This window comes from Rhodopseudomonas parapalustris (assembly GCF_053772255.1).
Genome location: NZ_JAMKBZ010000001.1, coordinates 56,287 through 76,958 on the forward strand (window position 1 = coordinate 56,287; position 20,672 = coordinate 76,958).

At 65.6% G+C, this 20,672-nt stretch carries 19 protein-coding genes; 11 read left to right on the plus strand and 8 right to left on the minus strand.

Features of this window, described 5'->3' with window-relative positions:
* Window positions 1–88: 88 nt before the first annotated feature.
* From M9H71_RS00285 to M9H71_RS00295, 3 genes are all read right to left on the minus strand, one after another.
* On the minus strand, window positions 89–802 hold the full coding sequence (locus M9H71_RS00285) for an outer membrane beta-barrel protein (protein ID WP_455403442.1): 714 nt from the start codon (window positions 800–802) through the stop codon (window positions 89–91).
* A gap of 189 nt (window positions 803–991) precedes the next feature.
* Window positions 992–1,411, minus strand: a complete 420-nt coding sequence (locus M9H71_RS00290; RefSeq protein WP_455403443.1) for a hypothetical protein — start codon at window positions 1,409–1,411, stop codon at window positions 992–994.
* Between the two features lie 94 nt (window positions 1,412–1,505).
* A complete protein-coding gene (locus M9H71_RS00295; RefSeq protein ID WP_455403129.1) occupies window positions 1,506–1,814 on the minus strand; it encodes a His-rich protein BRANT in 309 nt (102 codons plus the stop codon).
* 277 nt (window positions 1,815–2,091) lie between these two features.
* On the opposite strand from M9H71_RS00295, the gene M9H71_RS00300 reads away from it, so the two are divergent.
* Window positions 2,092–2,916 (plus strand): NAD kinase, encoded by an 825-nt coding sequence (locus M9H71_RS00300; RefSeq protein ID WP_455403130.1) that lies wholly within the window; start codon window positions 2,092–2,094, stop codon window positions 2,914–2,916.
* Window positions 2,917–2,991: 75 nt separating this feature from the next.
* Window positions 2,992–6,588 carry a class I SAM-dependent DNA methyltransferase gene (locus M9H71_RS00305; protein ID WP_455403131.1) on the plus strand — a complete coding sequence of 1,199 codons (3,597 nt, stop codon included), beginning with the start codon at window positions 2,992–2,994 and terminating at the stop codon, window positions 6,586–6,588.
* A gap of 347 nt (window positions 6,589–6,935) precedes the next feature.
* On the opposite strand, the gene M9H71_RS00310 is transcribed toward M9H71_RS00305, so the two are convergent.
* From M9H71_RS00310 to M9H71_RS00320, 3 genes are all read right to left on the minus strand, one after another.
* Window positions 6,936–7,640 (minus strand): SDR family oxidoreductase, encoded by a 705-nt coding sequence (locus tag M9H71_RS00310; protein WP_455403132.1) that lies wholly within the window; start codon window positions 7,638–7,640, stop codon window positions 6,936–6,938.
* Window positions 7,641–7,868: 228 nt separating this feature from the next.
* Window positions 7,869–8,036 carry a hypothetical protein gene (locus M9H71_RS00315; RefSeq protein WP_455403133.1) on the minus strand — a complete coding sequence of 56 codons (168 nt, stop codon included), beginning with the start codon at window positions 8,034–8,036 and terminating at the stop codon, window positions 7,869–7,871.
* 196 nt (window positions 8,037–8,232) lie between these two features.
* On the minus strand, window positions 8,233–8,418 hold the full coding sequence (locus M9H71_RS00320; RefSeq protein WP_455403134.1) for a hypothetical protein: 186 nt from the start codon (window positions 8,416–8,418) through the stop codon (window positions 8,233–8,235).
* 226 nt (window positions 8,419–8,644) lie between these two features.
* Between M9H71_RS00320 and M9H71_RS00325 the strand changes: the two genes are divergently transcribed.
* Complete coding sequence (locus tag M9H71_RS00325; RefSeq protein WP_455403135.1) at window positions 8,645–9,190, plus strand: response regulator; 546 nt, start codon at window positions 8,645–8,647, stop codon at window positions 9,188–9,190.
* Window positions 9,191–9,206: 16 nt separating this feature from the next.
* The gene (locus M9H71_RS00330; RefSeq protein ID WP_455403136.1) at window positions 9,207–9,797 is read left to right on the plus strand and encodes an Hpt domain-containing protein; all 591 of its coding nucleotides are present in this window, start codon (window positions 9,207–9,209) and stop codon (window positions 9,795–9,797) included.
* A 153-nt stretch (window positions 9,798–9,950) separates the two neighbouring features.
* Here the strand turns inward: M9H71_RS00330 and M9H71_RS00335 are convergent, their stop codons facing one another.
* Window positions 9,951–11,120, minus strand: coding sequence for a DUF2336 domain-containing protein (locus M9H71_RS00335; protein ID WP_271100365.1), 1,170 nt, complete (start codon window positions 11,118–11,120; stop codon window positions 9,951–9,953).
* 232 nt (window positions 11,121–11,352) lie between these two features.
* Here M9H71_RS00335 and M9H71_RS00340 point away from each other — a divergent pair, with 232 nt between their 5' ends.
* The 6 genes from M9H71_RS00340 (at window position 11,353) to M9H71_RS00365 (ending at window position 18,711) form a co-directional block, all read left to right on the plus strand.
* Window positions 11,353–12,978: a carboxylesterase/lipase family protein gene (locus M9H71_RS00340; RefSeq protein ID WP_455403137.1), complete on the plus strand. Its 1,626-nt coding sequence runs from the start codon at window positions 11,353–11,355 to the stop codon at window positions 12,976–12,978.
* Window positions 12,979–13,302: 324 nt separating this feature from the next.
* Window positions 13,303–14,088, plus strand: a complete 786-nt coding sequence (locus M9H71_RS00345) for an ABC transporter permease (protein WP_455403138.1) — start codon at window positions 13,303–13,305, stop codon at window positions 14,086–14,088.
* A gap of 35 nt (window positions 14,089–14,123) precedes the next feature.
* Window positions 14,124–15,116 carry an ABC transporter substrate-binding protein gene (locus tag M9H71_RS00350; RefSeq protein WP_455403139.1) on the plus strand — a complete coding sequence of 331 codons (993 nt, stop codon included), beginning with the start codon at window positions 14,124–14,126 and terminating at the stop codon, window positions 15,114–15,116.
* Window positions 15,113–15,949, plus strand: a complete 837-nt coding sequence (locus M9H71_RS00355) for an ABC transporter ATP-binding protein (RefSeq protein ID WP_455403140.1) — start codon at window positions 15,113–15,115, stop codon at window positions 15,947–15,949. Before M9H71_RS00350 ends, M9H71_RS00355 begins: the two co-directional genes overlap by 4 nt.
* Window positions 15,950–16,009: 60 nt before the next feature.
* The gene (locus M9H71_RS00360; protein WP_455403141.1) at window positions 16,010–17,683 is read left to right on the plus strand and encodes a carbon-nitrogen hydrolase family protein; all 1,674 of its coding nucleotides are present in this window, start codon (window positions 16,010–16,012) and stop codon (window positions 17,681–17,683) included.
* 80 nt (window positions 17,684–17,763) lie between these two features.
* Window positions 17,764–18,711 carry a LysR family transcriptional regulator gene (locus tag M9H71_RS00365; protein WP_455403142.1) on the plus strand — a complete coding sequence of 316 codons (948 nt, stop codon included), beginning with the start codon at window positions 17,764–17,766 and terminating at the stop codon, window positions 18,709–18,711.
* A gap of 7 nt (window positions 18,712–18,718) precedes the next feature.
* Here the strand turns inward: M9H71_RS00365 and M9H71_RS00370 are convergent, their stop codons facing one another.
* Window positions 18,719–19,744: a transglycosylase SLT domain-containing protein gene (locus M9H71_RS00370; protein ID WP_455403143.1), complete on the minus strand. Its 1,026-nt coding sequence runs from the start codon at window positions 19,742–19,744 to the stop codon at window positions 18,719–18,721.
* A 216-nt stretch (window positions 19,745–19,960) separates the two neighbouring features.
* Between M9H71_RS00370 and M9H71_RS00375 the strand changes: the two genes are divergently transcribed.
* Entirely contained in the window at window positions 19,961–20,668 is a 708-nt protein-coding gene (locus M9H71_RS00375; protein WP_455403144.1) for a hypothetical protein, read from the plus strand.
* Window positions 20,669–20,672: the final 4 nt, after the last annotated feature.

Consider the following 20,672-nt stretch of genomic DNA (forward strand, 5'->3'; position numbering starts at 1 on the left):
TTCGCTAAGCCCTTCGGCGCGCACGCAAAAAGGCCGGCGCGACGGCCGGCCCTCAAGCGAGAATGGGTGCGACGGAGTTGGGCGTCGGTCAGTACTTGGCGACCGAAGGGCCGCCCCAGCCGAAGCGGTAGTTGATACCCGCCTTGACGGTGTGCTCGTCGTTGCGGAACGAAGTCCCGACCACGTCGGCCGGGCCACCGGTGAAGGTGGTGTCGCCGAACTTGTAGTACTGGTACTCGACCTTGGCCGACCAGTTCGGCGCGAACAGATATTCCAGGCCGGCGCCGACGGTGTAGCCGTCGTTGCGGCTGCCGCTGGTGGTGTAGCCGGACGGCACGCCGCCGAGCGAGGCGACGCTGAGGTCGCTGTCGCGCCAGGCGTAACCGCCCTTGGCGTAGACCAGCGTCGGCCCCCAAGCGTAGCCGAGCCGGCCGGTGACCGAGCCGAGGCCGCGGGTGTCTTCGGTGGCGGTGCTGCCGCCGGGAAAGATCACGCCGGTGTTGTTCGACGACATCCAGCTATACTGGGCCTCGATACCGATCACCCAGTTGGTGGCGAACTGATAGTCCGCGCCGCCCTGGACACCGCCGAAGAAGCGGCCGGAATTGCCGGTGATGTTGTTGTCGCCGGCCCAGGCGCCGCCGACATGGCCGCCGACATAGAAGCCGGTCCAGTTGTACACCACCTGCGGCGCCGTATAGGCGGGCGCCGCCTTGGTGTAGGGCCGCGGCGGCAGATCGGCGGCGAATGCGGGAGCGGAAAGCGCGATCACCGCCGCTGCGCCGAGCAGAGTGTTCTTCATCGTCTTCATCGTCGTCCCTCTTTCGATGCGTTCCGATGTGCTCAAAACAGCATGGCAATCGTTTGGTTGCCCGGTGGCGACGGCGTAGCAATCATTCAGCAGGACTGTGACGACGCCGCAACACTCGGGAACCCGGCCATGCCGGTGCTCGCATCAGATGAGTCGCTGCGGATTGCGATCCGGTCGGGATCAGCGCGACAATTTTTCCAGCTCGGGAAACGGCGCATAAACGACGCCGGCGCACAGCTCGCCGTCCTCCGGCGCGACCCGGTCGAGCCGGCCGTCGACATGGACGATCGCCATGCTCTGCGGGGCGCCGCCGCGCGGGGTGAAGCGCAGGCACGACACCCAGCGCGTCCGGCCGTCGACCGGGCGCTGCACCGGCTCGGCCATCGCGGCATCGCGCAGCCCCGCCGGCTGGTTCAGATAGGTGCGCAGGAAGGCCGGGATCTCGCTGCGATAGTTCTGCGGAAACGGCTGCGGCGGATCGCTGTCGAACGACGCCGAGCCGCCGATCGCGCAGGCGCCGAGCACCGCCGCGAGCGGCAGCATCAGCACGGCACGCAGCGGCAGCAGTGAGGTCGGCAACGGGATCGCAGGACGGCGCATGACCTGATGCAATAGCGCGCCGCGCGGCGAAATCAATTGCCCGCCGTGCCGCGGGGGGAAACGCGGCACGGCGGGCATCGATGCGCGGAGGCGATCAGCCGCGCTTCGGAGCGATGTGGCGGATCGACGCCTTCGACAGATGCTGCTTGGCGGCCGGCGCCTGCATCGCCTGGTGCTTGGCGCGATGCTTGGCCGCATGATGCTTGCCGACATGATGCTTGCCGACTTGGCGCTGCACATGCTTGCCGGCCTGCTTCTGCATCGGCGCGGCCTGCGCGGTGTTGCCGGCCGGCGCGGTCTGAGTGGTGGCCGGCGCAGCCGGGGTCTTGTCGGCGGAGGCGGCGAGCGCCGGGGCGGCCAGCATCGAAACGGCAACGAGCGCAGCGGACACGGTCTTGATCATGGCAAATCTCCTCGAGGGTCGGGTCGAAATTCGCTTGATCGGAGCGCGGGGCCGGAGCGGCCGGGTGCTCGATCACGGTGCCGACCCTAGAGCTGCGGCACTGAACCGCACCTGACGGCAGCCGTCGGCTTCCGTTCATCAGCATGAATTGTTGGTCATGCACCAAAGCCGCTCCCCCGCCTGCCCGGCTCGACAATGCCAGGACACCTCGTATAGACCGGCGGCGGTGACAGGCGGCCCGCACCGCGCCGTCCGCCGCCGTCAGAGGCCGCCTTCGATGAGCAACTCCGCGCGGCAAGACCGCACCCCTTCGTCCCGCCCCGCAACGCCGCGCATCGCGACCGACCGCATCGCCTTCGTCGCCTCGACCAGCGCCGAGGCGCAGGCCGCGCTGGCACAGCTGGTGCAGCTTTACGGCAACGCCGAGCCGGAGGACGCCGACATCGTGGTCGCGCTCGGCGGCGACGGCTTGATGCTGCAGACGCTGCATCAGCAAATGCGCAGCGGCAAACCGATCTACGGCATGCATCGCGGCACCGTCGGCTTTCTGATGAACGAGTATTCGACGGTCGATCTGCGCACCCGCCTCGCCGCCGCGCGCGAGACCGTGATTCATCCGCTCTTGATGCGCGCCACCGACATCTACGGCGAGGTGCACATCCATCACGCCATCAACGAGGTGTCGCTGTTTCGCCAGACCCATCAGGCGGCGCGGCTGCGCATCATCATCGACGAGCGCGAGCGGATGAGCGAGCTGGTCGCCGACGGCATCCTGGTCGCGACCCCGGCCGGCTCGACCGCCTACAATCTGTCGGCGCAGGGCCCGATCCTGCCGATCAACGCGCACCTGTTGGCACTGACCCCGATCTCGCCGTTCCGCCCGCGCCGCTGGCGCGGCGCGCTGTTGCCCGACAGCGCCTTCGTGGTGATCGAGGTGCTCGAAGTCGACAAACGCCCGGTCGCCGCCGTCGCCGACCACGACGAAGCCCGCGACGTCCGCCGCGTCGAAGTGATCTCCGACAAAACCATCGCGATGCGGATGCTGTTCGATCCGGGACATAGCCTGGAGGAGCGGATCTTGAGCGAGCAGTTTGGGTATTGAGGGGGCGACGGGGCGCAGCGCTTTCGTTTCCACGCTGTCGTGGACGGACCCACTTGGCCTCGCTAAGTTGCATTCATGGGGAATACAAGCGTTACGTCTATCGAGGAGTTCATCGCGCGTTGGCAAGGCCGTGAAGGCGGGCAGGAGCGCGCGAACTACGTCTCGTTTCTCACCGAATTGATCGCGTTGCTGGGGCTGCCTAAGCCGGACCCGGCGGATGCAACGCATGAGCACAACGACTACGTGTTCGAACGCGTGGTGAAGAAAACCGCCGAGGATTCGGCGTCTTACGGCCGCATCGACCTCTACAAGAAGAACAGCTTCGTGCTCGAAGCCAAGCAGAGTCGCTGGCAAGGGCAGAAGAAGGAAATCAAGAACCAGACCGAGCTGTTCCATCCCGATAAAGCTCATGCAACGCGTGGCCGTCGCGGCGCCGATCGCGCCTGGGATGTGTTGATGCTCAACGCCAAGCGGCAGGCCGAGGAATACGCCCGCGCCCTGCCCGCCTCGCACGGCTGGCCGCCCTTCATCCTGGTGTGCGACGTCGGCCACTGCATCGAGGTCTATGCCGACTTCAGCGGACAGGGCAAAAACTACACCCAGTTTCCGGATCGTCAGAGCTTCCGCATCTATCTGGAAGATCTGCGCGACGACGCCGTGCGCGAGCGGCTGCGCAAGATCTGGCTGGAGCCGCAAGCGCTCGATCCGGCGCAGAAATCGGCGAAGGTCACGCGCGACATCGCCAAGCGCCTCGCACAGGTCTCGCTCGCGCTGGAGAAGCTGACCTATCCGGCCGACGACGTCGCGATGTTCCTGATGCGCTGCCTGTTCACGATGTTCGCCGAGGACGTCGGCCTGTTGCCGGAGAAATCGTTCAAGGACCTGCTGGAGGAATGCGAGCGCAATCCCGAAGCCTTCGTCCACGACGTCGGTCAGCTCTGGGAGGCGATGGACACCGGGCAATGGGCGCACGCGCTCAAGGCCAAGGTGAAGAAATTCAACGGCGAGTTCTTCAAGAGCCGCGCCGCATTGCCGCTCGGCCGCGAGGAGATCGGCGAACTGCGCCGCGCCGCCGAATACGACTGGAACGAGGTCGATCCCTCGATCTTCGGCACGCTGCTAGAACAGGCGCTCGACCCCGGCGAGCGCAAGAAGCTGGGCGCGCACTACACGCCGCGCGCTTATGTCGAACGGCTGGTGATCGCCACCATCGTCGAGCCACTGCGTGAAGATTGGCAATTCGTCGTGGCCACGGCCGATAACTTCCGGCGGCAGGCAGAAGAGCTGGTACAGCAGAACGACCGTCGCTCAGCTGATCCGCTTTACAAGAGCGCCCGAGAAGTCGTTAAGGCGTTTCACGAGAAGCTTTGCCTAACGCGTGTACTTGACCCGGCCTGCGGAACCGGAAACTTTCTTTATGTCGCCCTTGAGCAGATGAAGAAGCTCGAAGGCGAAGTCATCGAAACGCTGGAGACACTCGGAGGTCAGGAGGCAATCGACTGGCTCGACACGCACACGGTCGATCCGCACCAGTTCCTAGGCCTCGAGATCAATCCGCGCGCCGCAGCGATCGCCGAGCTGGTGCTTTGGATCGGTTACTTGCAATGGCACTTCCGCACCAAGGGCGCCCCGCCAGACGAACCGATCCTGCGCGCATTCAAGAACATCAAGGTCAAGAATGCCGTACTCGACTGGGACGGCGCGCCGCTGCCAAAAATCGTGGACGGCAAAGAGACCTATCCTAACCCGCGCCAACCGGAATGGCCGGCGGCGGAATTCATCGTCGGGAATCCGCCTTTTACTGCAGGCCAAGACTTCAGACGCGAATTTGGGGACGAGTACGCAGAAGCAGTATGGGCCTCGCACAAACACATCAACGGCGGTGCAGATATTGTAGTTTACTGGTGGGATCACGCAGCGGGGGTCTTGGTGCGAAAAGGAGCGCTCCTTAGACGATTCGGCTTCGTGACCACGAACTCCATCACCCAAGAGTTTTCTCGACGAGTTATTAAGCAGCACCTTGATGGAAAGGTACCGATCTCAATCGCCATGGCAGTTCCTGACCATCCATGGACAAAGGCGACACAGGGAGCAGCAGCCGTAAGAATCGCTATGACGGTTGTGACACCAGGGAGACATGCCGGTCTCCTCAGAGAAGTCATGTCCGAAGCGCGACTTGAAACTGATGAGCCAGAGATCAAGTTCACTGAACGCGTTGGAACGATCCACTCCGATCTGACGGTCGGAACCGACGTCAATTCAGCAGCCAAGCTACTCGCCAATGAAGGACTTGCTCATGATGGCGTCAAACTTCACGGTCGCGGCTTCGTTGTTACAGAGAAAGAAGCAATTCAACTGGGACTTGGGACGCGTAAGGGACTAGACCAGTTCATTCGTCCATATCGAAATGGTCGCGACTTTGCGCAAGTATCCCGCGACCTTCGAGTGATCGACTTTTTCGGCAGAACTGTAGACGAAATCCGCCGAGACTTCCCCGAGGCCTATCAACATCTATCGCTTAGAGTGAAACCCGAGAGAGACAACAACAATAGAGCTACTTACCGCGAGAATTGGTGGATATTCGGCGAGCCGAGAAGAGAATTAAGGCCCGCCCTTGAGGACCTTGAACGTTATGTTGCTACGGTTGATACCGCAAAGCACCGCGTTTTCCAGTTCGTCAGTTCGAAAATAGTATGCGACGATGGCTTGGTAATCGTTGCGACATCCGATCCGTTTCTTCTTGGCGTTCTGAGCTCAACGATCCATGTTGTCTGGTCGCTGGCTGCTGGTGGCTGGTTAGGCGTTGGAAATGATCCGCGTTGGAATAAATCCAAAGTCTTCGATCCCTTCCCCTTCCCCGACGCCAATCCGATTCAAAAGCAGACAATTCGCCTGATCGCCGAAGAACTCGACGCGCATCGCAAGCGCGTGCTGGCGGAGCATCCGCATCTGACGCTGACCGGGCTGTACAACGTGCTGGAGCGGATCAGGGCGGGCGCGGTGCCCCACGCACAGCCGTCATCCCCGGGCTTGTCCCGGGGATCCACGCCTTCCGGCCGCAGAGCCAGGAAAGACGTGGATGGCCGGGACGAGCCCGGCCATGACGGAGAGAGAAGTGTGCTGGGGCAGGATGGAAATAGCAATGTGCTGACGCCGGACGAGCAGCGCATCTTTGACGACGGGCTCGTGCTGATCCTCAAAGAGCTGCACGACAGGCTCGATGTGGCCGTGGCCGAGGCCTACGGCTGGCCGGCAGATTTGTCCGACGACGAGATCCTGGCGCGGCTTGTCGCGCTGAACAAAGAGCGCGCCGCCGAGGAAAAGCGCGGGCTGGTGCGCTGGCTGCGGCCGGACTATCAGATCCCGCGGTTCGCCAAGGGCGTCGACCAGCAGGCGGCGAAGGAAGAAGGCGCGCAGATCGCGGCCACGCTCGATCTCGGCCAGACCCAGCAGAAGCCGTCGTTCCCGGCCGGCGCCGTGGAGCAGACCGCCGCGGTGTTTGCCGCACTTGCCGCGGCCGCCGCCCCGCTCGACGCCAAGAGCCTTGCTGCGCAGTTCCGGCGGACCAAGTCGACCGAGAAGAAGGTCGCCGATGTGCTGGCATCGCTGGCGCGGCTCGGCTACGTCAGCACGACCGATGGCATCAGCTTCGCGTTGCGTAAGGTCGCATAGCGCTCCCGTCCGAACTGAACGGCCGGGCCTCAATGACCACAGCTACGACCTATCAACCTGTCGTCCCCGCGCAGGCGGGGACGACGCAGCATCTCGATTGAGAAGTCCAGCGGCAAACGCCTTCCCTCATCTGCAAAGCCAGGGGATATGGGTCCCCGCCTGCGCGGGGACGACTCGTTGCGGAGGCTGCGGCCGAACGATTGATCTGCCGGCGAACGCAAATTTCGCTGCATGAGATTCCGGGTTCGCGAGCGTTGCTCGCGCCCCGGAATGACGTGGGGAGAGGCCGCGAGGTGTGGCTTGTGTTGTCGCCCCTGAATGGCCTGCGGTCCGCGGGCGCCGCGCCGTCACACCGCCCGCGTCAGGCCGCCGTCCACGCGGATGTTCTGCCCGGTGATGTAGGCGGCGCCGTCGGAAGCTAAGAAGGCGATGGTGGCGGCGATTTCGGCGCTGGTGCCGTAGCGCTTCATCGGCACGGTGTCGCGGCGCTGCTCGGTGGCCGGCAGGCTGTCGATCCAGCCCGGCAGCACGTTGTTCATCCGGACGTTGTCGGCGGCGTATTGGTCGGCGAAGATCTTGGTGTAGGCGGCGAGCCCCGCCCGCGCCACCGCCGAGGTCGGAAACATCGCGCTCGGCTCGAACGCCCAGGCGGTCGAGATGTTGATGATGGCGCCGGCCTTCTGCTGCAGCATGATCGGCGCCACCAGACTCGTCGCGCGGACGACGTTGAGGAAATAGACGTCGAGCCCCTGATGCCACTGCTCGTCGGTGATCTCGAGGATCGGCGCGCGCGGCCCGTGGCCGGCGCTGTTGACCAGCACGTCGATCCGGCCCCACTGCGCCATCGCCTGATCGACCAGGCGCTTCAGATCGTCGTTCGACTGGTTCGACCCGGTGACGCCGAAGCCGCCGAGCTCGCGCGCCAGCGCCTCGCCCTTGCCGGACGACGACAGCACCGCGACGTGAAAACCGTCCGCGGCGAGCCGGCGCACCGCCGCGGCGCCCATGCCGCTGCCGCCCGCGGTGATCAGGGCGACTTTCTCGACTGCCATGCTTGCCTCCGTCTGCTGCTCCAGCGGGCCGGCACTGGCCTGCCCCACGCGTGATAGCAGCAATGGCGCGCCGCGCGAACGGCTGCGCGGCGCAGCGCAGGATCACGAGGCGATCAGAGACGACCGGCGCGCGCTTCACGACATGGCGGGTCGCTTCGCAGAGCGAGATTCCGGGTTCGCTTGCTGCGCAAGCGCCCCGGAATGACTCGTGGGGAGAGGCCTGAGCGCTCAGCCCTTCTTGCTGCGCACCGGGACCGGTTGCGGGACGAGTTCGGTGAGAGCCGACACGGTGTTGCGGAGGCGGTTGATGCGGCGGGTGTAGGTGAGCATCAGCCCGGCGAGGAAGGCGCTGCAGATCAGCGTGAACACTGCGAACGCGACGACATCGTCACCCATGGTCGTTCCTCTCCTCGATTGGCGCGCGGCCGGTGCCGGGACGGCGGGCCGACTGCGTCGCTGTGCGAACGATACACGATGCTAGGCGCCGGAGTCATAACCAGAAATGACCGGCGACAACCGGCCGGCGCATGCGGGCGTCTGTCGTGCGCGATGGCTAATCTTTGATGAAGCGGCCTGTGCAGTGCAGCACGAGCTACTCGTGATAGAAATGCCCGTGCGGCTCGGTGAGCGAGTGGTCCCACGGCGTGGCGCGGTGGGTGATCGTCTCGCACGTCGCGCATTTGTATTCGCGCACCTGATAGCCCTGCACCAGCGGGCGATTGGCGGTGAGCTCCAAGGGAACGTTGCAGGCCGGGCAATGCGGGGTGGTCGTGGTCATGCGCGCCATCCGAATCAGGAGAACCCCTAGTCGGCCCGATTTCGGGTTCCATCGCCACTAAGTTGTGGCGGCGGCGGATTCGGCAAGGCTGCGCCACGCAGTCGCAGCCGAAAGTCGCACTCCCTCGCCGGCCAGCGCCGGCCGCTTCCCCCTCAACTCTTCCTTAACGACGCACCGCTATCGTTAACGCAACGTTTATCGGCGCAAAGCGCGCCCGGGCCGTGCCATGTACCGGATCGACTTCAACAAGCTGCGCTTCCTGATCGTCGACGACAATCCGCACATGCGGCGCATCCTGCGCACGCTGCTGCATTCGTTCGGCACCCGCGAAGTCTACGAGGCCGAGGACGGCGCCACCGCGCTGGAAATGTACAGCCACTATTCGCCCGACATCCTGATCACCGATTGGGAAATGCCGATCTTCGACGGGCTGGAATTGGCGCAGATGATCCGGCAGCCGGAAGCCAAGGGCAATCCGTATGCGCCGATCATCATGCTGACCGCGCATTCGGAAAAGCGCCGCGTCACGCTGGCGCGCGATGCCGGCGTCACCGAATTCCTCGCCAAGCCGATCTCCTCGAAGGGGCTGTATCAGCGCATCCTCAACGTGGTGGCGAGCCCGCGCCCGTTCATCCGCACCCGCAATTACTTCGGCCCAGACCGCCGCCGCAACAACACCGCCGGCTATATCGGCCCGGAGCGGCGCCACGGCGGCGAAGCGGACATCATCCAGCAGCCGTCGCTGCTCGACAAAGCCCGGGTCAACACCTAGCAGGCGATCGAGAGCCATGAGCAAGCCACGCCCCGGCGACATTCAGGTCGCGACCTTCCCGACCCACCAGGTGATCACCCAGGCCAACCCGCTGCGCCGCGCGATGCGGCGGCTGGCCGAGGACACCCCGGCGGAGCCCGCCGACGATCCGGTGGCGCGCGCCGAAGCGGCGCTGGCCTCGCTGTCCGGCGAGTTCGGCGACTGGATGGCGGAGGAATGCCAGCGGCTCGCCGCCGCTCACGCCGCGCTGCTGCACGACGGCGTCACCAAGGACAACCGCGCCGCGCTGTTCCGCGCCGCGCACGACATCAAGGGCGACGCTACCACCTTCGGCTTTCCGGCCGCGGCCGCGACCGCCGCCAGCCTGTGCCGGATCATCGAGCACGCGCCTGATTTGGCCAAGGTGCCGGACGAACTGATCGCCAACCATGTCGCCGCGATCCAGGCGATCGTCCGCGAAGGCGCCGGCGGCCAGAAATCCGAAGTTCAGCGCGCGCTGAACCGCAAGCTGCGCGGCGTCGCCGACGACTACCTCGCCGCCGTCAACCGCGACCGCCCCGAACACCTGGAAGCCATCCTCGCACCGAGCTTGGTGCCGGAGGAGTAGGTTCGCCGAGAGCCTGTCATTCCGGGGCGCCGCGCAGCGGCGAACCCGGAATCCAGAGGTTGTGACAACGCCGAGCGCTCAACAGCGCGAGATTTCGGGTTCGCTTGCTACGCAACCGCCCCGGAATGACTCATCGTTGGCTTGCGGGCCGCGCTACGCCGCGACCGGCGCGTAGGTCCAGGCTTGCTGTTCGGCGATCACTTCGTCGCGCAGTGCGGCGGCTTCTTCGCGGGCGAATTCGGTGGCGAAGCGGCGCAGCAAAATCAGCAGCGGGCCGGCGGCGTCGGGATCGGTCTCGCACTGGGTCAGCACCCGCTCGACCATGCGGCGGCGCAGCCGGGCGGCCCCCGATTCATTGGCCACGAAGCCGATTTCGCGCTCGGCGGCGAGCGCGGCGCGGAAGGCCGGAAACACCGTCTCCGGCAGGCCGGCGCGGCCGAGCAGCGCGTTGAGCGCGGTGCGGCCGCCATCGGCGAGCAACGCCGCGACCCGCGACGGCGCGGTGCCGGAGAGTTCGGCGAGCGCGTGCTCGACCAGCGGCAGATTGCCCGACAGCAGGGCGCGCAGGATCAGTCCGGCGGTCAGCGTGCGGGTCTGGCGCAGATGCCGCATCAAGGCCGCCATGTCGGCGCCGCGGGCGCCCGCGGCGATCACCACGGTCGAGCGATCCATCGCCTCGCCGGTCGCGCGCGCGGCGCGGTCGGCGCTGAGCCAGCCCCGCGCCACCACGAATTGCTGCAAGGTGTCGGACAGCTTCGCCACCAGCGCCAGCCGCGTCGTGGCCGGCAGATCGGGCAGCGCCAGCATCGACTCGCGGATCGCGGCGAGATGGCCGTGGCGCTCGACGATGCGGTCCCACGAAAACGGCGCCAGCTCGGCGTGCGGATTTTCGATCAGCTCCAGCGCCGCTGCGGGCGAGCCGACCTCGGCGATCGCCGCGCACACCGCGGCCGGCAATTGAAAGCGGCGCGCCACCGCGCATTGCACCGCGTTGTCGCCGGTCGCGATGATATCGACCAGATCGGCATCAAGCAGCAGCGGCGAGGCTTCCAGCACCGGCAGCGCCACGGAGGCCTGATCGGCGGCCAGCGCCCGCACGATCGTCGGCGGCGCATCAGGACTAGACGCGAACACTTCGGCGATCACCCTGCGCACCTGCGCAGCCGGATCGTCGAGCATCAACAGCAGCGCGCCTTCGGCGGCGATACGGTCATCGATCGAAAGATCGGAAATCAACCAGGCTCGGGCGAGAGCGCGGGTGGCTTCGGCGCGTTCGCCGGCCGGTGCGTGACGGATCCAACTGATGAATTGCCGAACAATCATGACACTTCCGGCCGACGCAACTTCACCCCACGCCCAGAGGACGCCTCTCGTCAACGATCAATAAACCATGCCTCTTAACAAAGGGTTCACCATAACCGGCTGCGAATGTTGACGTTTCGTTAATCACGCGTGGCGCAGCGGCGACCGCTCCTCGGACTTAACCTCGCAAGAACCGCCGCTTGCTAACAGCACGGCAGCGGACATTGCAGCCGCGTCATCCCGGAGGATCGCCTTGCCCGACATCGCCCGAACGATACGCCCGCAAACGCTGGCGATGGCCCTGCTCCTTGTCGGCACGGGATGGTCGACCGCTGCGGTCGCAGCCGAAACCACCAGCGATCCGGCGCTGGTGACGACCACGCTCGGCACGGTGCGCGGCGCGGTCCACGACGGCGTGCGGGAGTTCAAGGGCATCCCCTATGCCAAGCCGCCGGTCGGCGAATTGCGCTTTGCGCTGCCGCAGCCGGCCGCGCCGTGGCAGGGCACGCGCGACGCCACCGCCTATGGCAGCGCCTGCCCGCAGGCCAAGCGCTACGGCATTCCGGAATCAAGTAACAACGAGGACTGCCTGTATCTCAACGTCACCGCGCCGGCGAGCGAGCCCGCGCGCAAGCGCGCGGTGATCGTGTGGGTTCACGGCGGCGCCTTCGTCGGCGGCTCCAGCGCGCTGTATCCGCTCGACCATCTGGCGCGCCAGGGCGACGTCTTGGTGGTGTCGATGAACTACCGGCTCGGCGTGTTCGGCTTCACCGCGCATCCGGCGTTCGATGCCGATCACAATGGCGGCTACGGCCTGGAGGATCAGCGGCTGGCGCTGCGCTGGGTGAAGCAGAACATCGCCGCGTTCGGCGGCGATCCGGACAACGTCACGCTGGCCGGCGAATCCGCCGGCGGCGCCAGCGTCTGCATGCACATCCTGGCGCCGGACGAGACCGCGGGCCTGTTCAACAAGGCGATCGTGCAGAGCGCCGGCTGCGTCACCCCGCTGCCGAGCGTCGCCGACGGCAACAAGGTCGGCGAGAAAGTCGCCGCGCAAGCCGGCTGCAGCGACAATGCGACGGCGCTGTCCTGTCTGCGCGGTAAGAGTGTGGACGAACTGCTCGACGCCGGCACCAAGGTGGCCGGCTCCAGCATCGTCACCTTCCTGCCGGTGATCGGCGCCAAGACCGTGCCGCTGCCGGGCGCCGAGGCGCTGCCCGCCGGCAAATTCGTCAAGGTGCCGATGATCAATGGCGGCACCCGCGACGAACTCCGGCTCTACGTCGCCTATGCGGTGCAGGCCGGCGACAAGATCACCGCGGACACCTACGCCGACCAGCTCAAGGCGGTGTATGGCGAGCACACCGACAAGGTGCTGGCCCAGTACCCGCTGGCGAACTACACGTCGGCGCCGAGCGCGCTCGGCACGGCATGGTCGGACTTCCGCGCCGATGTCGGCATCAACAACTGCATCTATCTGCAGACCGCCAAGCTGCTGCGCAAATCGGTGCCGGTGTACGAATTCGTGTTCGGCGACCGCGACGCGCCGCCGGTCACCGCCGATCCGGGCTTCGAGATGGGCGCGGTGCATTCCTCCGAACTGCCGTATCTGTTCCCGCATTACGACAACACCCGCGCGCTGGCCGGCCCCGATCTGAAGCCGGCCTCGCAGGCACTGGCCGACCAGATGGTGGCGTACTGGACCAGCTTCGCCAAGAAGGGCACGCCGTCCGCACACGGCGCCCCGGCGTGGCCGCAGTTCACCGGCGACACCCAGGTGCTCAATCTCACGCCCGGCCAGCTCGGCCCGTTCGACGCCGCAGCACAGCACCACTGCGCGTTCTGGAAGACGCTGTATCCGGCCATTCTGACCGAGTGAGGCGCGGCCGCGCGCCTCCGCTCCTTCAATTCCGCCAGCAGCCACGGCCCTCCGCACCAGCGGAGCGGCCCGCCGGCCACGGCATCCGCACGCGGGGTTGTTAGTACGCGATCATGGTCGATCCAGCACATCGCCGGACGCCGGACGCCGGACGATGGCGGCCGCCCACAAACGCGACAGTGTATGATTACAAATTAATCGCCAGCCGTGACCGGTTGGATATGCATTTTTGCACATTGCGTTGCACAATTCGTCCTTTTCAGCCCGCTCCGCTCGGCGATGATGGGCCCACCAACACATCAGCCCAACCATCCGGAGATAGTTGTGCAGTCAGTGATCTCGAAAGCCGCCACGGCGCGGCTGCGGCGCGCCACTGAGCTCGCGATCGGCCCGCTGCTGCTGTTCGGCGTCTGGTGGATCGCGGCGCGCGCCGGCTGGGTCAACAAGGACCTGCTGCCCTCGCCCACCGACACCCTGCGCGACACCGCAGCCGCGATCTGGTCCGGCAGCATGACCAAGGATTTCTGGTACACGATGGTCCGCGTCGCCTATTCGATCGCGATCGCAATCGTCGCCGGCGTGCCGATCGGCATCGTGCTCGGCGCCAAGGCGGCGGTGTATCGCTCGGTCGAGTTCATCGTCGACTTCTTCCGCTCGACGCCGGCGACCGCGATGTTCCCGCTGTTCCTGCTGCTGTTCGGGCTCGGCGACCTCGCCAAGATCGCGGTGGCGGCGTTCGCCGCCTGGCTGGTGATCGTGTTCAACGTCGCCTACGGCGTGATGAACGCGCGGCAGACCCGAATCCTCGCCGCCCGTTCGATGGGCGCCTCCTCGCTCCGCATCTTCCGCGACGTGATCTTCTTCGAGACCCTGCCGCAGACCTTCATCGGGCTGCGTACCGCGGTGTCGCTGGCGCTGGTGGTGATCATCGTCGCCGAGATGTTCATCGGCGCCACCGACGGCATGGGCCACCGCATCATCGACGCGCAGATCTCGTACTCGCTCACCGACATGTACGGCTCGATCCTGATCGCCGGCGCGATGGGCTACGGCCTCAATCTGATCCTGCTGTTTCTCGAGCGCTCGATCATCCACTGGTCGGGCAAATGACCCGCCCCGCTGCCCCCGTTCACAAGGAGACAACGATGTCGAAATCACTTCTGTTCGCCGCCGCGGTGACGGCCACCCTTTCCGCCACGAGCGGCGCGCAGGCGGCCTGCGACAAGATGGACAAGGTGACGGCGGCCTGGCTGCCGATCATGCAGACCACCGCCTACTACGTCGCGCTCGACCAGAAGCTATTCGAGAAGGCCTGCATCGAGATCGACTCCAACAAGATGGAGTCGCCGAACCAGATCATCGACGCGCTGATCGCCGGCCGCGCGGATTTCGGACCGCCCGGCGCCGCCGCCGGCATCGCGATGATCGCGGAGTCGAAATTCCCCGGCAAGCTGAAGGTCTTCGGGCTGCAGGGCGGCGGCATCAAAGTCGACCGGATCAACGACGGGCTGATCGTCAAGCCGGACAGCACCATCAAGTCGTTCGCCGACCTGAAGGGCAAGACGCTCGGCCACGTCCCCGGCATCCAGTGGCGAACGATCTCCCGTCACATGGTGCGCGCCGCCGGCCTCGATCCGGACAAGGACGTCAAGCTGGTCGATCTCGCGGTCGCCATGCAGGTGCCGGCAGTGGTCGGCGGCACGGTCGACGCCACGCTGTCGCTGGAGCCGGTCGGCTCGATCGCGGTGGCGTCCGGCAAGGCCAAGCGCGCGATGACCAATCCGTGCTCGGTGGTGATTGCCGACCCGTTCTATTCCGGCGCCTCGGTGATGACCGCCAAGTTTCTGCAGGAGCGCCCCGACGTCGCCAAGCGCGTGGTCGCGGTGATCGATCAGGCCACCGACCTGGTGAACGCCGACTTCGCCAAGTACAAGGCGGTGCTGCCGCACTACACGGCGATCAAGGCCGATCAGCTCGACCTCGTGGCGCAGCCTTACTTGCGCGGCTTCAAGGAGCTCGACGACACCGACATCAAGTCCTACCAGGCGCTGGTCGACATCTTCATCAAGGAAGGCGTGATGGCCGGGCCGCTGAACGTCCGCGAGAAGCTGCTGACCAAGGCGGAGCTCGGCGAATGAACAGCAGCAGCGTCTCCAGGGCCCGGCCGGCCATGACCGCGGTGGATTCGTCCGCGCCGTCTGCGCGGCCGGGCGGACGGCAGGCGCTGATGACGATCCGCGGCCTGCGCAAGACCTTCAACGACGCGGTGGTCTACGACGATTTCGAGATGGAGCTGCCGCTCGGGCACTTCATCTCGATCTTCGGCCCCAACGGCTGCGGCAAGAGCACGCTGATCAACATGGTGTCGGGGCTGATGCCGATGGACTCCGGCGAGGTGCTGTACGACGGCCAGCGCATCGCCGAGACGCGGATCTCCTACGTGTTCCAGAACTATCGCGAGGCGCTGTTTCCGTGGCTCAAGGCGATCGACAACATCCACTACCCGCTCAAGGTGATGGGCGTGCCGCGAGCCGAGCGCAACCGGCGGATCGAGAAGCTGCTGGCGGAGTTCGAGATCCGGATCGATCTGAACGCCTATCCCTACACGCTGTCGGGCGGTCAGCAGCAGACGGTGTCGATCCTGCGCGCGCTGGTGACCGAGCCGGAGGTGCTGTTTCTCGACGAGCCGTTCTCGGCGCTCGACTACGAGATGACGATGTCGATGCGCGAGCAGCTACAGAAGATCTTCATGAAGACCAAGACTACGATGCTGCTGGTGTCGCACGACCTCGACGAGGCGATCGAACAGGCCGACAAGGTGGTGCTGCTGACCCGGCGGCCGACCAAGGTCGCCGAGATCGTCGACATCGATCTGCCGTGGCCGCGCAATCTCGAAGTGACCACCGGCGATGCGTTCATGGCGCTCAAGCGCCACTGCCTCGATCGCTTCTGGCAGGAAGTCAAGAAATGACCGGCGCCGGCTGAGCCGGCTTCCGATCGATCAAACCAACCCTACAATCTGGAGACTGACATGACGAAGCGCCGGTTTCGCGCCGCTGCGGTGCAGACACTCGCCAAGTTGGGCGATTTCGATTTCAACATCGCGCTGGCGACGGCTTACGTCGAGGACGCGGTCCGCCAGGGCGCCGAGCTGATCGTGTTCCCGGAATGCATGGACACCGGCTATCTGTTCGACTCGCCCGAGCATTGCCGCGAACTCGCCGAAACGCTGACCGACGGCCCGTTCGTCAAGGCGCTCGCGGCTCTCAGCCGCAAGCACGGCGTCTACATCGCCAGCGGCATCACCGAATGGGATCCGGCCAAACAGAAGATCTTCAACACCGGCATCATGTTCGACCGCAACGGCGAGGTTGCCTGCCACTATCACAAGCAGTTCCTCGCCACCCACGACCAGAACTGGTTCGCGTTCGGTGAGCGCGGCTGCCCGGTGGTCGACACCGACCTCGGCAAGATCGGCCTGCTGATCTGCTTCGACGGCCGCATCCCCGAGATCTTCCGCGCCATGACAATGCAGGGCGCCGAAGTGATCGTCGACATGGCGAATTTCTTCGCGATGGACCAGGCCGACATGTGGGGTCCGGCGCGCTCCTACGAGAACGGCGTCTGGCTGGTCGCCGCCACCAAGGCCGGGTACGAGCGCTCGATCTACTATCCGGGCGGCAGCATGATCGTCGATCCGAAGGGACGCGTGCTGTCGAAGGTGCCTTACGACACCCACGGCCTGTCGATCGCCACGATCGACCTCGACGCCGCGGCCGACAAGTCGATCTACACCGCCAACGACAAGATCGCCGATCGCCGCCCCGAGACCTACGGCATCATGGCATTGCCCTATGAGAAGACGCCGGTCGCCGGCATCGCCGACCGCCCGCTGATCCCGTCGCAATCGGTCACCAAGGTCGCGGCGGTGCAGATCCACGTCACGGAGAACTGCAGCGTCGCCGACGTGCTCGACATGGTCGACCACACCGCCAAGCTCGGCGCCAAGGTGATCACGCTGCCCGAATACGCCTTCAGCGCGCAGTACATCCTGACGCCGGCCGAAGCAGCGGCGGCGGCCGACGAGGCCGCAGCGAACCTCGCCGCGGTGTCCAAGATCGCAGCCCGCTACGGCTGCCTGATTGCGGCGCCGATCGTCGAGCGCGCCGCCGCCGGCCTCTACGTCACCACGGTGCTGGTCGGGCCGGACGGCAAGGAGATCGGCCGCTATCGCAAGACGCATCTCACCGCCGAGGAGCGCAAATGGGCGGTCGCCGGCCACGACTATCCGGTGTTCGACACACAGTTCGGACGGATCGGCGTGATGTCGGGCTATGACGCGGTGTTTCCCGAGACCTCGCGCAGCCTCGGGATCGGCGCGGCCGACATCATCCTGTGGCCGGCGGCGCTGCGCGAGCCGTTCGAGCGCGAGCTGCTCGCCGTGCCGCGCGCCGAGGACAACCGTGTGGCGGTCGTGCTCGCCAACCGGGTCGACAGCCCCTACCCCGGCGGCAGCGTCGTCATCCCGCCGACCGGCTTTCCGCAATGGGACATCAATATCGCCGCGCCCCGGGTGATGAAGCTCGGCGCGGTGATGCCCAAGCACATCGATCTGGCGGTCTGCCGGCAGAAGCTGATGATCCCGAAGGTCGACATGTTTGCAAACCGCCTGGTGGAGACTTACGCTCCGATCGTCGCGGCCTAGCCCACTTGACCAGTGACCGGCCGATCAAGGTGCGGGACCGGCGCAGCAGCGCCGGTCGGCCCGCGGGACGGCAGGAGACGGTGGCCAAGGCTCAGCGCAAGATCCGCTACGACTGGAACGATGTCGTCTACTTCCTCGAGGTGGCTCGGCAACGCAGTCTGGTGCGCGCCGCCGCCAAGCTGAAGGTCGATCACACCACCGTCAGCCGCCGCATCCGCGAACTGGAACGCAGCCTGAATTCGACGCTGTTCAAGCGCAGCAAGGCGGGCTTCACGCTGACCGAAATCGGCATGCGGCTGCTGCAATACGCCGAAAGCATGGAAAGCCAAGCGAACTCCATCGTCGAAGCGATCGGGACCGACACTGCGGACGCCGGCGGCGCGGTGCGGATCGCCGCGATGGAAGGGATCGGCAGCTTCTATCTGACGCGCTGTATCGCCGACTTCAACCGGATCTACCCGTCGATCCAGATCGAGCTGATCACCGATACGCGGCTGCTCGACCTCAGCCGGCGCGAGGCCGACGTCTTCGTCAGCTTCTTCCGGCCGCACGGCAAACGGTTGTCGATCAAGAAGGTCGGCGAATTCAGAATCTCGCTGTACGCCACCGATGCGTATTTCGCCGGACGCAGTCCCCCGACGACGGTGAAGGAGCTGGAGACCCACGCCTTCATCGATTTCATCGAGGACTACATCTACAGCAAGGAGAACCGCTGGTTGTCCGACGTGCTGCGACCGCCGCACACGGTGTTTCGCAGCACCAGCCTGGTGGCGCAGTCGATCGCCGTCTCGGCCGGGCAAGGCATCGCAATGCTGCCGTCCTACGTGGCGGCGGGCAACACCGAGCTGATGCCGGTGATGCCCGAGCTCTTCACCACCCGCGACGTCTGGCTGTCAGTTCACGAGGACCTGCTGCACGTCGCGCGGATCAAAGCCGTCGTCGGCTATCTGGAAAAGCGGATCGAGGCCGACAAGGATTTTCTCAACTCGGTGCAACATCAACGCAGCCGCCGGAAGCGGAACGGCTAACCAGCGCTCAGCTCGCGAACGTACCGTTGCGGTCGCTGAACAGATCGAGCGGAGACGGCTTGCGCACTTCCGGGGTGCGCGACAGATCCGGCGTCTGGGTTTGGGTTTGCGGTTGGATCTGGCTCTGCGGCGGCGACGTCCACAACGACTGCACCGCCGGCGAGACCGGCTCGGCGCGGTCGCCGCCGAGGAACAGCGAGCGGAAGATCGGTTCATTACCGCGCTGCGTGGCAGTCCGCGCCGCATCGCCGGCCTGGGCGGGCGTCACGTTGCGCACGTCCGGGAAGCTCGCCAGATACGCAGCGTTGTCGACCGGCGCCGGCGGCGCGGCCGAGGCCAGCGTCACCGGCAGGCCGGCAACGGACGCGATCGCGCTCTGGGTCGCCGGCGCATTGGCGGCGGCCTGATAGCGCGAGGTCAGATTCGAATACACTTCCGAGACGCTGCGGGCGTTGCCTGATCGGTCGTAGAAGATCGACTGGTTGGCGGCGGCGGCGGACGGAAACAGCGCGGCGCCGGCGACGTTCGGCGTGTCGCTCGCAGCGTTGATCAGCTTGGCGGCACCGGCCACGCCCATGAAATGCGCCATGTACAGTTCAGCGTCCGACGGACGACGCCCGATCTCGCCGGTCAGCTTGAAACTGTTCGATTGCGTCAGCACGCCGGCCATCGCCGACGACACCACCGGGTCGTTGCGCAGATTCATGATCGCCGCGCGCGCCGACGGGTCGCTGACCGAGTAGCTGCCGGAAGCCGAGCGGGTGATGGAATCCGCATACTGGCCGTAGCCGAACTGGGCGCCGGCTTCCTTCACGGTGCCGAGCCAGGTCTGCTCGATGAACTGAAACAGGCCTTGCGCCGACGAGGTGCTGGCCTGGGCGTTCGGGTTGAAGTCCGATTCCATCTTGGCGGTGGCGAGCAGATACTGAAAGCTGGTGCCAGTCTGGCCAGCAGCCTGCTTGATCGCGCCGGCGACCTTGGTCCGCGCCGGATCGACGATCATCACCGCCGGATTTGAGACCTCAGCCGCCATCGCCCTGCCCCGCTCCAATGCGCCACTCGCGCGCGGAAGCGCCCATTCCACCGTGAGCAACCTTGAGCAATCATGGTTAACGAGGAGTTAAAGCAGCCAAGCGTGAGCGGTGTCGGCCCGAACAGCCGGCGTTTAACTTTGTCTTAACTCGGCAGTTGGTTCTATTCCTGGTGGTCGTCTGGAGATTCTTCCCGGACTCGGACGCGCGAGGCTGCCATGACCGCGATCGCCAATTCTTCCACCGCGACATCGAGCTGGGCGCAGACGACGAATCTCCTGCAGGCCGGCGCCGCCGGTACTGGCGCCAACCGCTCCGGAACGGCGGCTGGTCAGTCGACCCCCGCGTCCACCGATACGGTGCAATTGTCCGAGCGCGCCCAGGCGATCCTCGACAAGGCCAATGCCGACAAGGCGGCCACCGCCAAGCTTTCCTTGTCGTTCGACGAGATGTTGCTGCAGCGCACCGACGCCTTGACCGCCAAGCTGACCGACGCATTCAAGGGCATGAACGTCAATCTCGACGAGGCGGTCCGGCTGCAGGTCGACAAGTTCGGCAAGGTCACCACCGAAGGGCCGTGGAAAGAAAAGATCGAGAAGTTCTTCGCGGACAATCCCGATCTCGCCAAGGAATTGAAAGCGATCGCCGGGCTCAATTCGCTGAAGGCGGCCAACGCCGCCCTGGAGCTCTACAACAAGGAAAAAGGCTCCAGCGCTCCGGGCAGCAAGCAACAGCAGAGCGCCTGGACCAACTACAACATCCGCTCGATGAATATTCAGACGCTGTCGGGCGTGATCAGCCTCAAGGACGGCGAATTGCGATCCGCGGCGATGGACTACATCGACAGCATCGCCGACCCGACCGACGCGAAGGCCGGTCCAGACCTGGTGCAACAGCAGCGCGAGATCGCCAGCCGGCTCGCCTGATCCG

What these genes read in the sequence shown, in the direction of transcription:
- M9H71_RS00320 (WP_455403134.1), bottom strand. Translation starts at nt 8,418, where the DNA reads ATGACCACGACCACCCCGCATTGCCCGGCCTGCAACGTTCCCTTGGAG.
- M9H71_RS00335 (WP_271100365.1), bottom strand. Translation starts at nt 11,120, where the DNA reads ATGATTGTTCGGCAATTCATCAGTTGGATCCGTCACGCACCGGCCGGC.
- M9H71_RS00355 (WP_455403140.1), top strand. Translation starts at nt 15,113, where the DNA reads ATGAACAGCAGCAGCGTCTCCAGGGCCCGGCCGGCCATGACCGCGGTG.
- M9H71_RS00285 (WP_455403442.1), bottom strand. Translation starts at nt 802, where the DNA reads ATGAAGAACACTCTGCTCGGCGCAGCGGCGGTGATCGCGCTTTCCGCT.
- M9H71_RS00350 (WP_455403139.1), top strand. Translation starts at nt 14,124, where the DNA reads ATGTCGAAATCACTTCTGTTCGCCGCCGCGGTGACGGCCACCCTTTCC.
- M9H71_RS00330 (WP_455403136.1), top strand. Translation starts at nt 9,207, where the DNA reads ATGAGCAAGCCACGCCCCGGCGACATTCAGGTCGCGACCTTCCCGACC.
- M9H71_RS00315 (WP_455403133.1), bottom strand. Translation starts at nt 8,036, where the DNA reads ATGGGTGACGATGTCGTCGCGTTCGCAGTGTTCACGCTGATCTGCAGC.
- M9H71_RS00300 (WP_455403130.1), top strand. Translation starts at nt 2,092, where the DNA reads ATGAGCAACTCCGCGCGGCAAGACCGCACCCCTTCGTCCCGCCCCGCA.
- M9H71_RS00295 (WP_455403129.1), bottom strand. Translation starts at nt 1,814, where the DNA reads ATGATCAAGACCGTGTCCGCTGCGCTCGTTGCCGTTTCGATGCTGGCC.
- M9H71_RS00360 (WP_455403141.1), top strand. Translation starts at nt 16,010, where the DNA reads ATGACGAAGCGCCGGTTTCGCGCCGCTGCGGTGCAGACACTCGCCAAG.
- M9H71_RS00305 (WP_455403131.1), top strand. Translation starts at nt 2,992, where the DNA reads ATGGGGAATACAAGCGTTACGTCTATCGAGGAGTTCATCGCGCGTTGG.
- M9H71_RS00375 (WP_455403144.1), top strand. Translation starts at nt 19,961, where the DNA reads ATGACCGCGATCGCCAATTCTTCCACCGCGACATCGAGCTGGGCGCAG.
- M9H71_RS00290 (WP_455403443.1), bottom strand. Translation starts at nt 1,411, where the DNA reads ATGCGCCGTCCTGCGATCCCGTTGCCGACCTCACTGCTGCCGCTGCGT.
- M9H71_RS00310 (WP_455403132.1), bottom strand. Translation starts at nt 7,640, where the DNA reads ATGGCAGTCGAGAAAGTCGCCCTGATCACCGCGGGCGGCAGCGGCATG.
- M9H71_RS00325 (WP_455403135.1), top strand. Translation starts at nt 8,645, where the DNA reads ATGTACCGGATCGACTTCAACAAGCTGCGCTTCCTGATCGTCGACGAC.
- M9H71_RS00370 (WP_455403143.1), bottom strand. Translation starts at nt 19,744, where the DNA reads ATGGCGGCTGAGGTCTCAAATCCGGCGGTGATGATCGTCGATCCGGCG.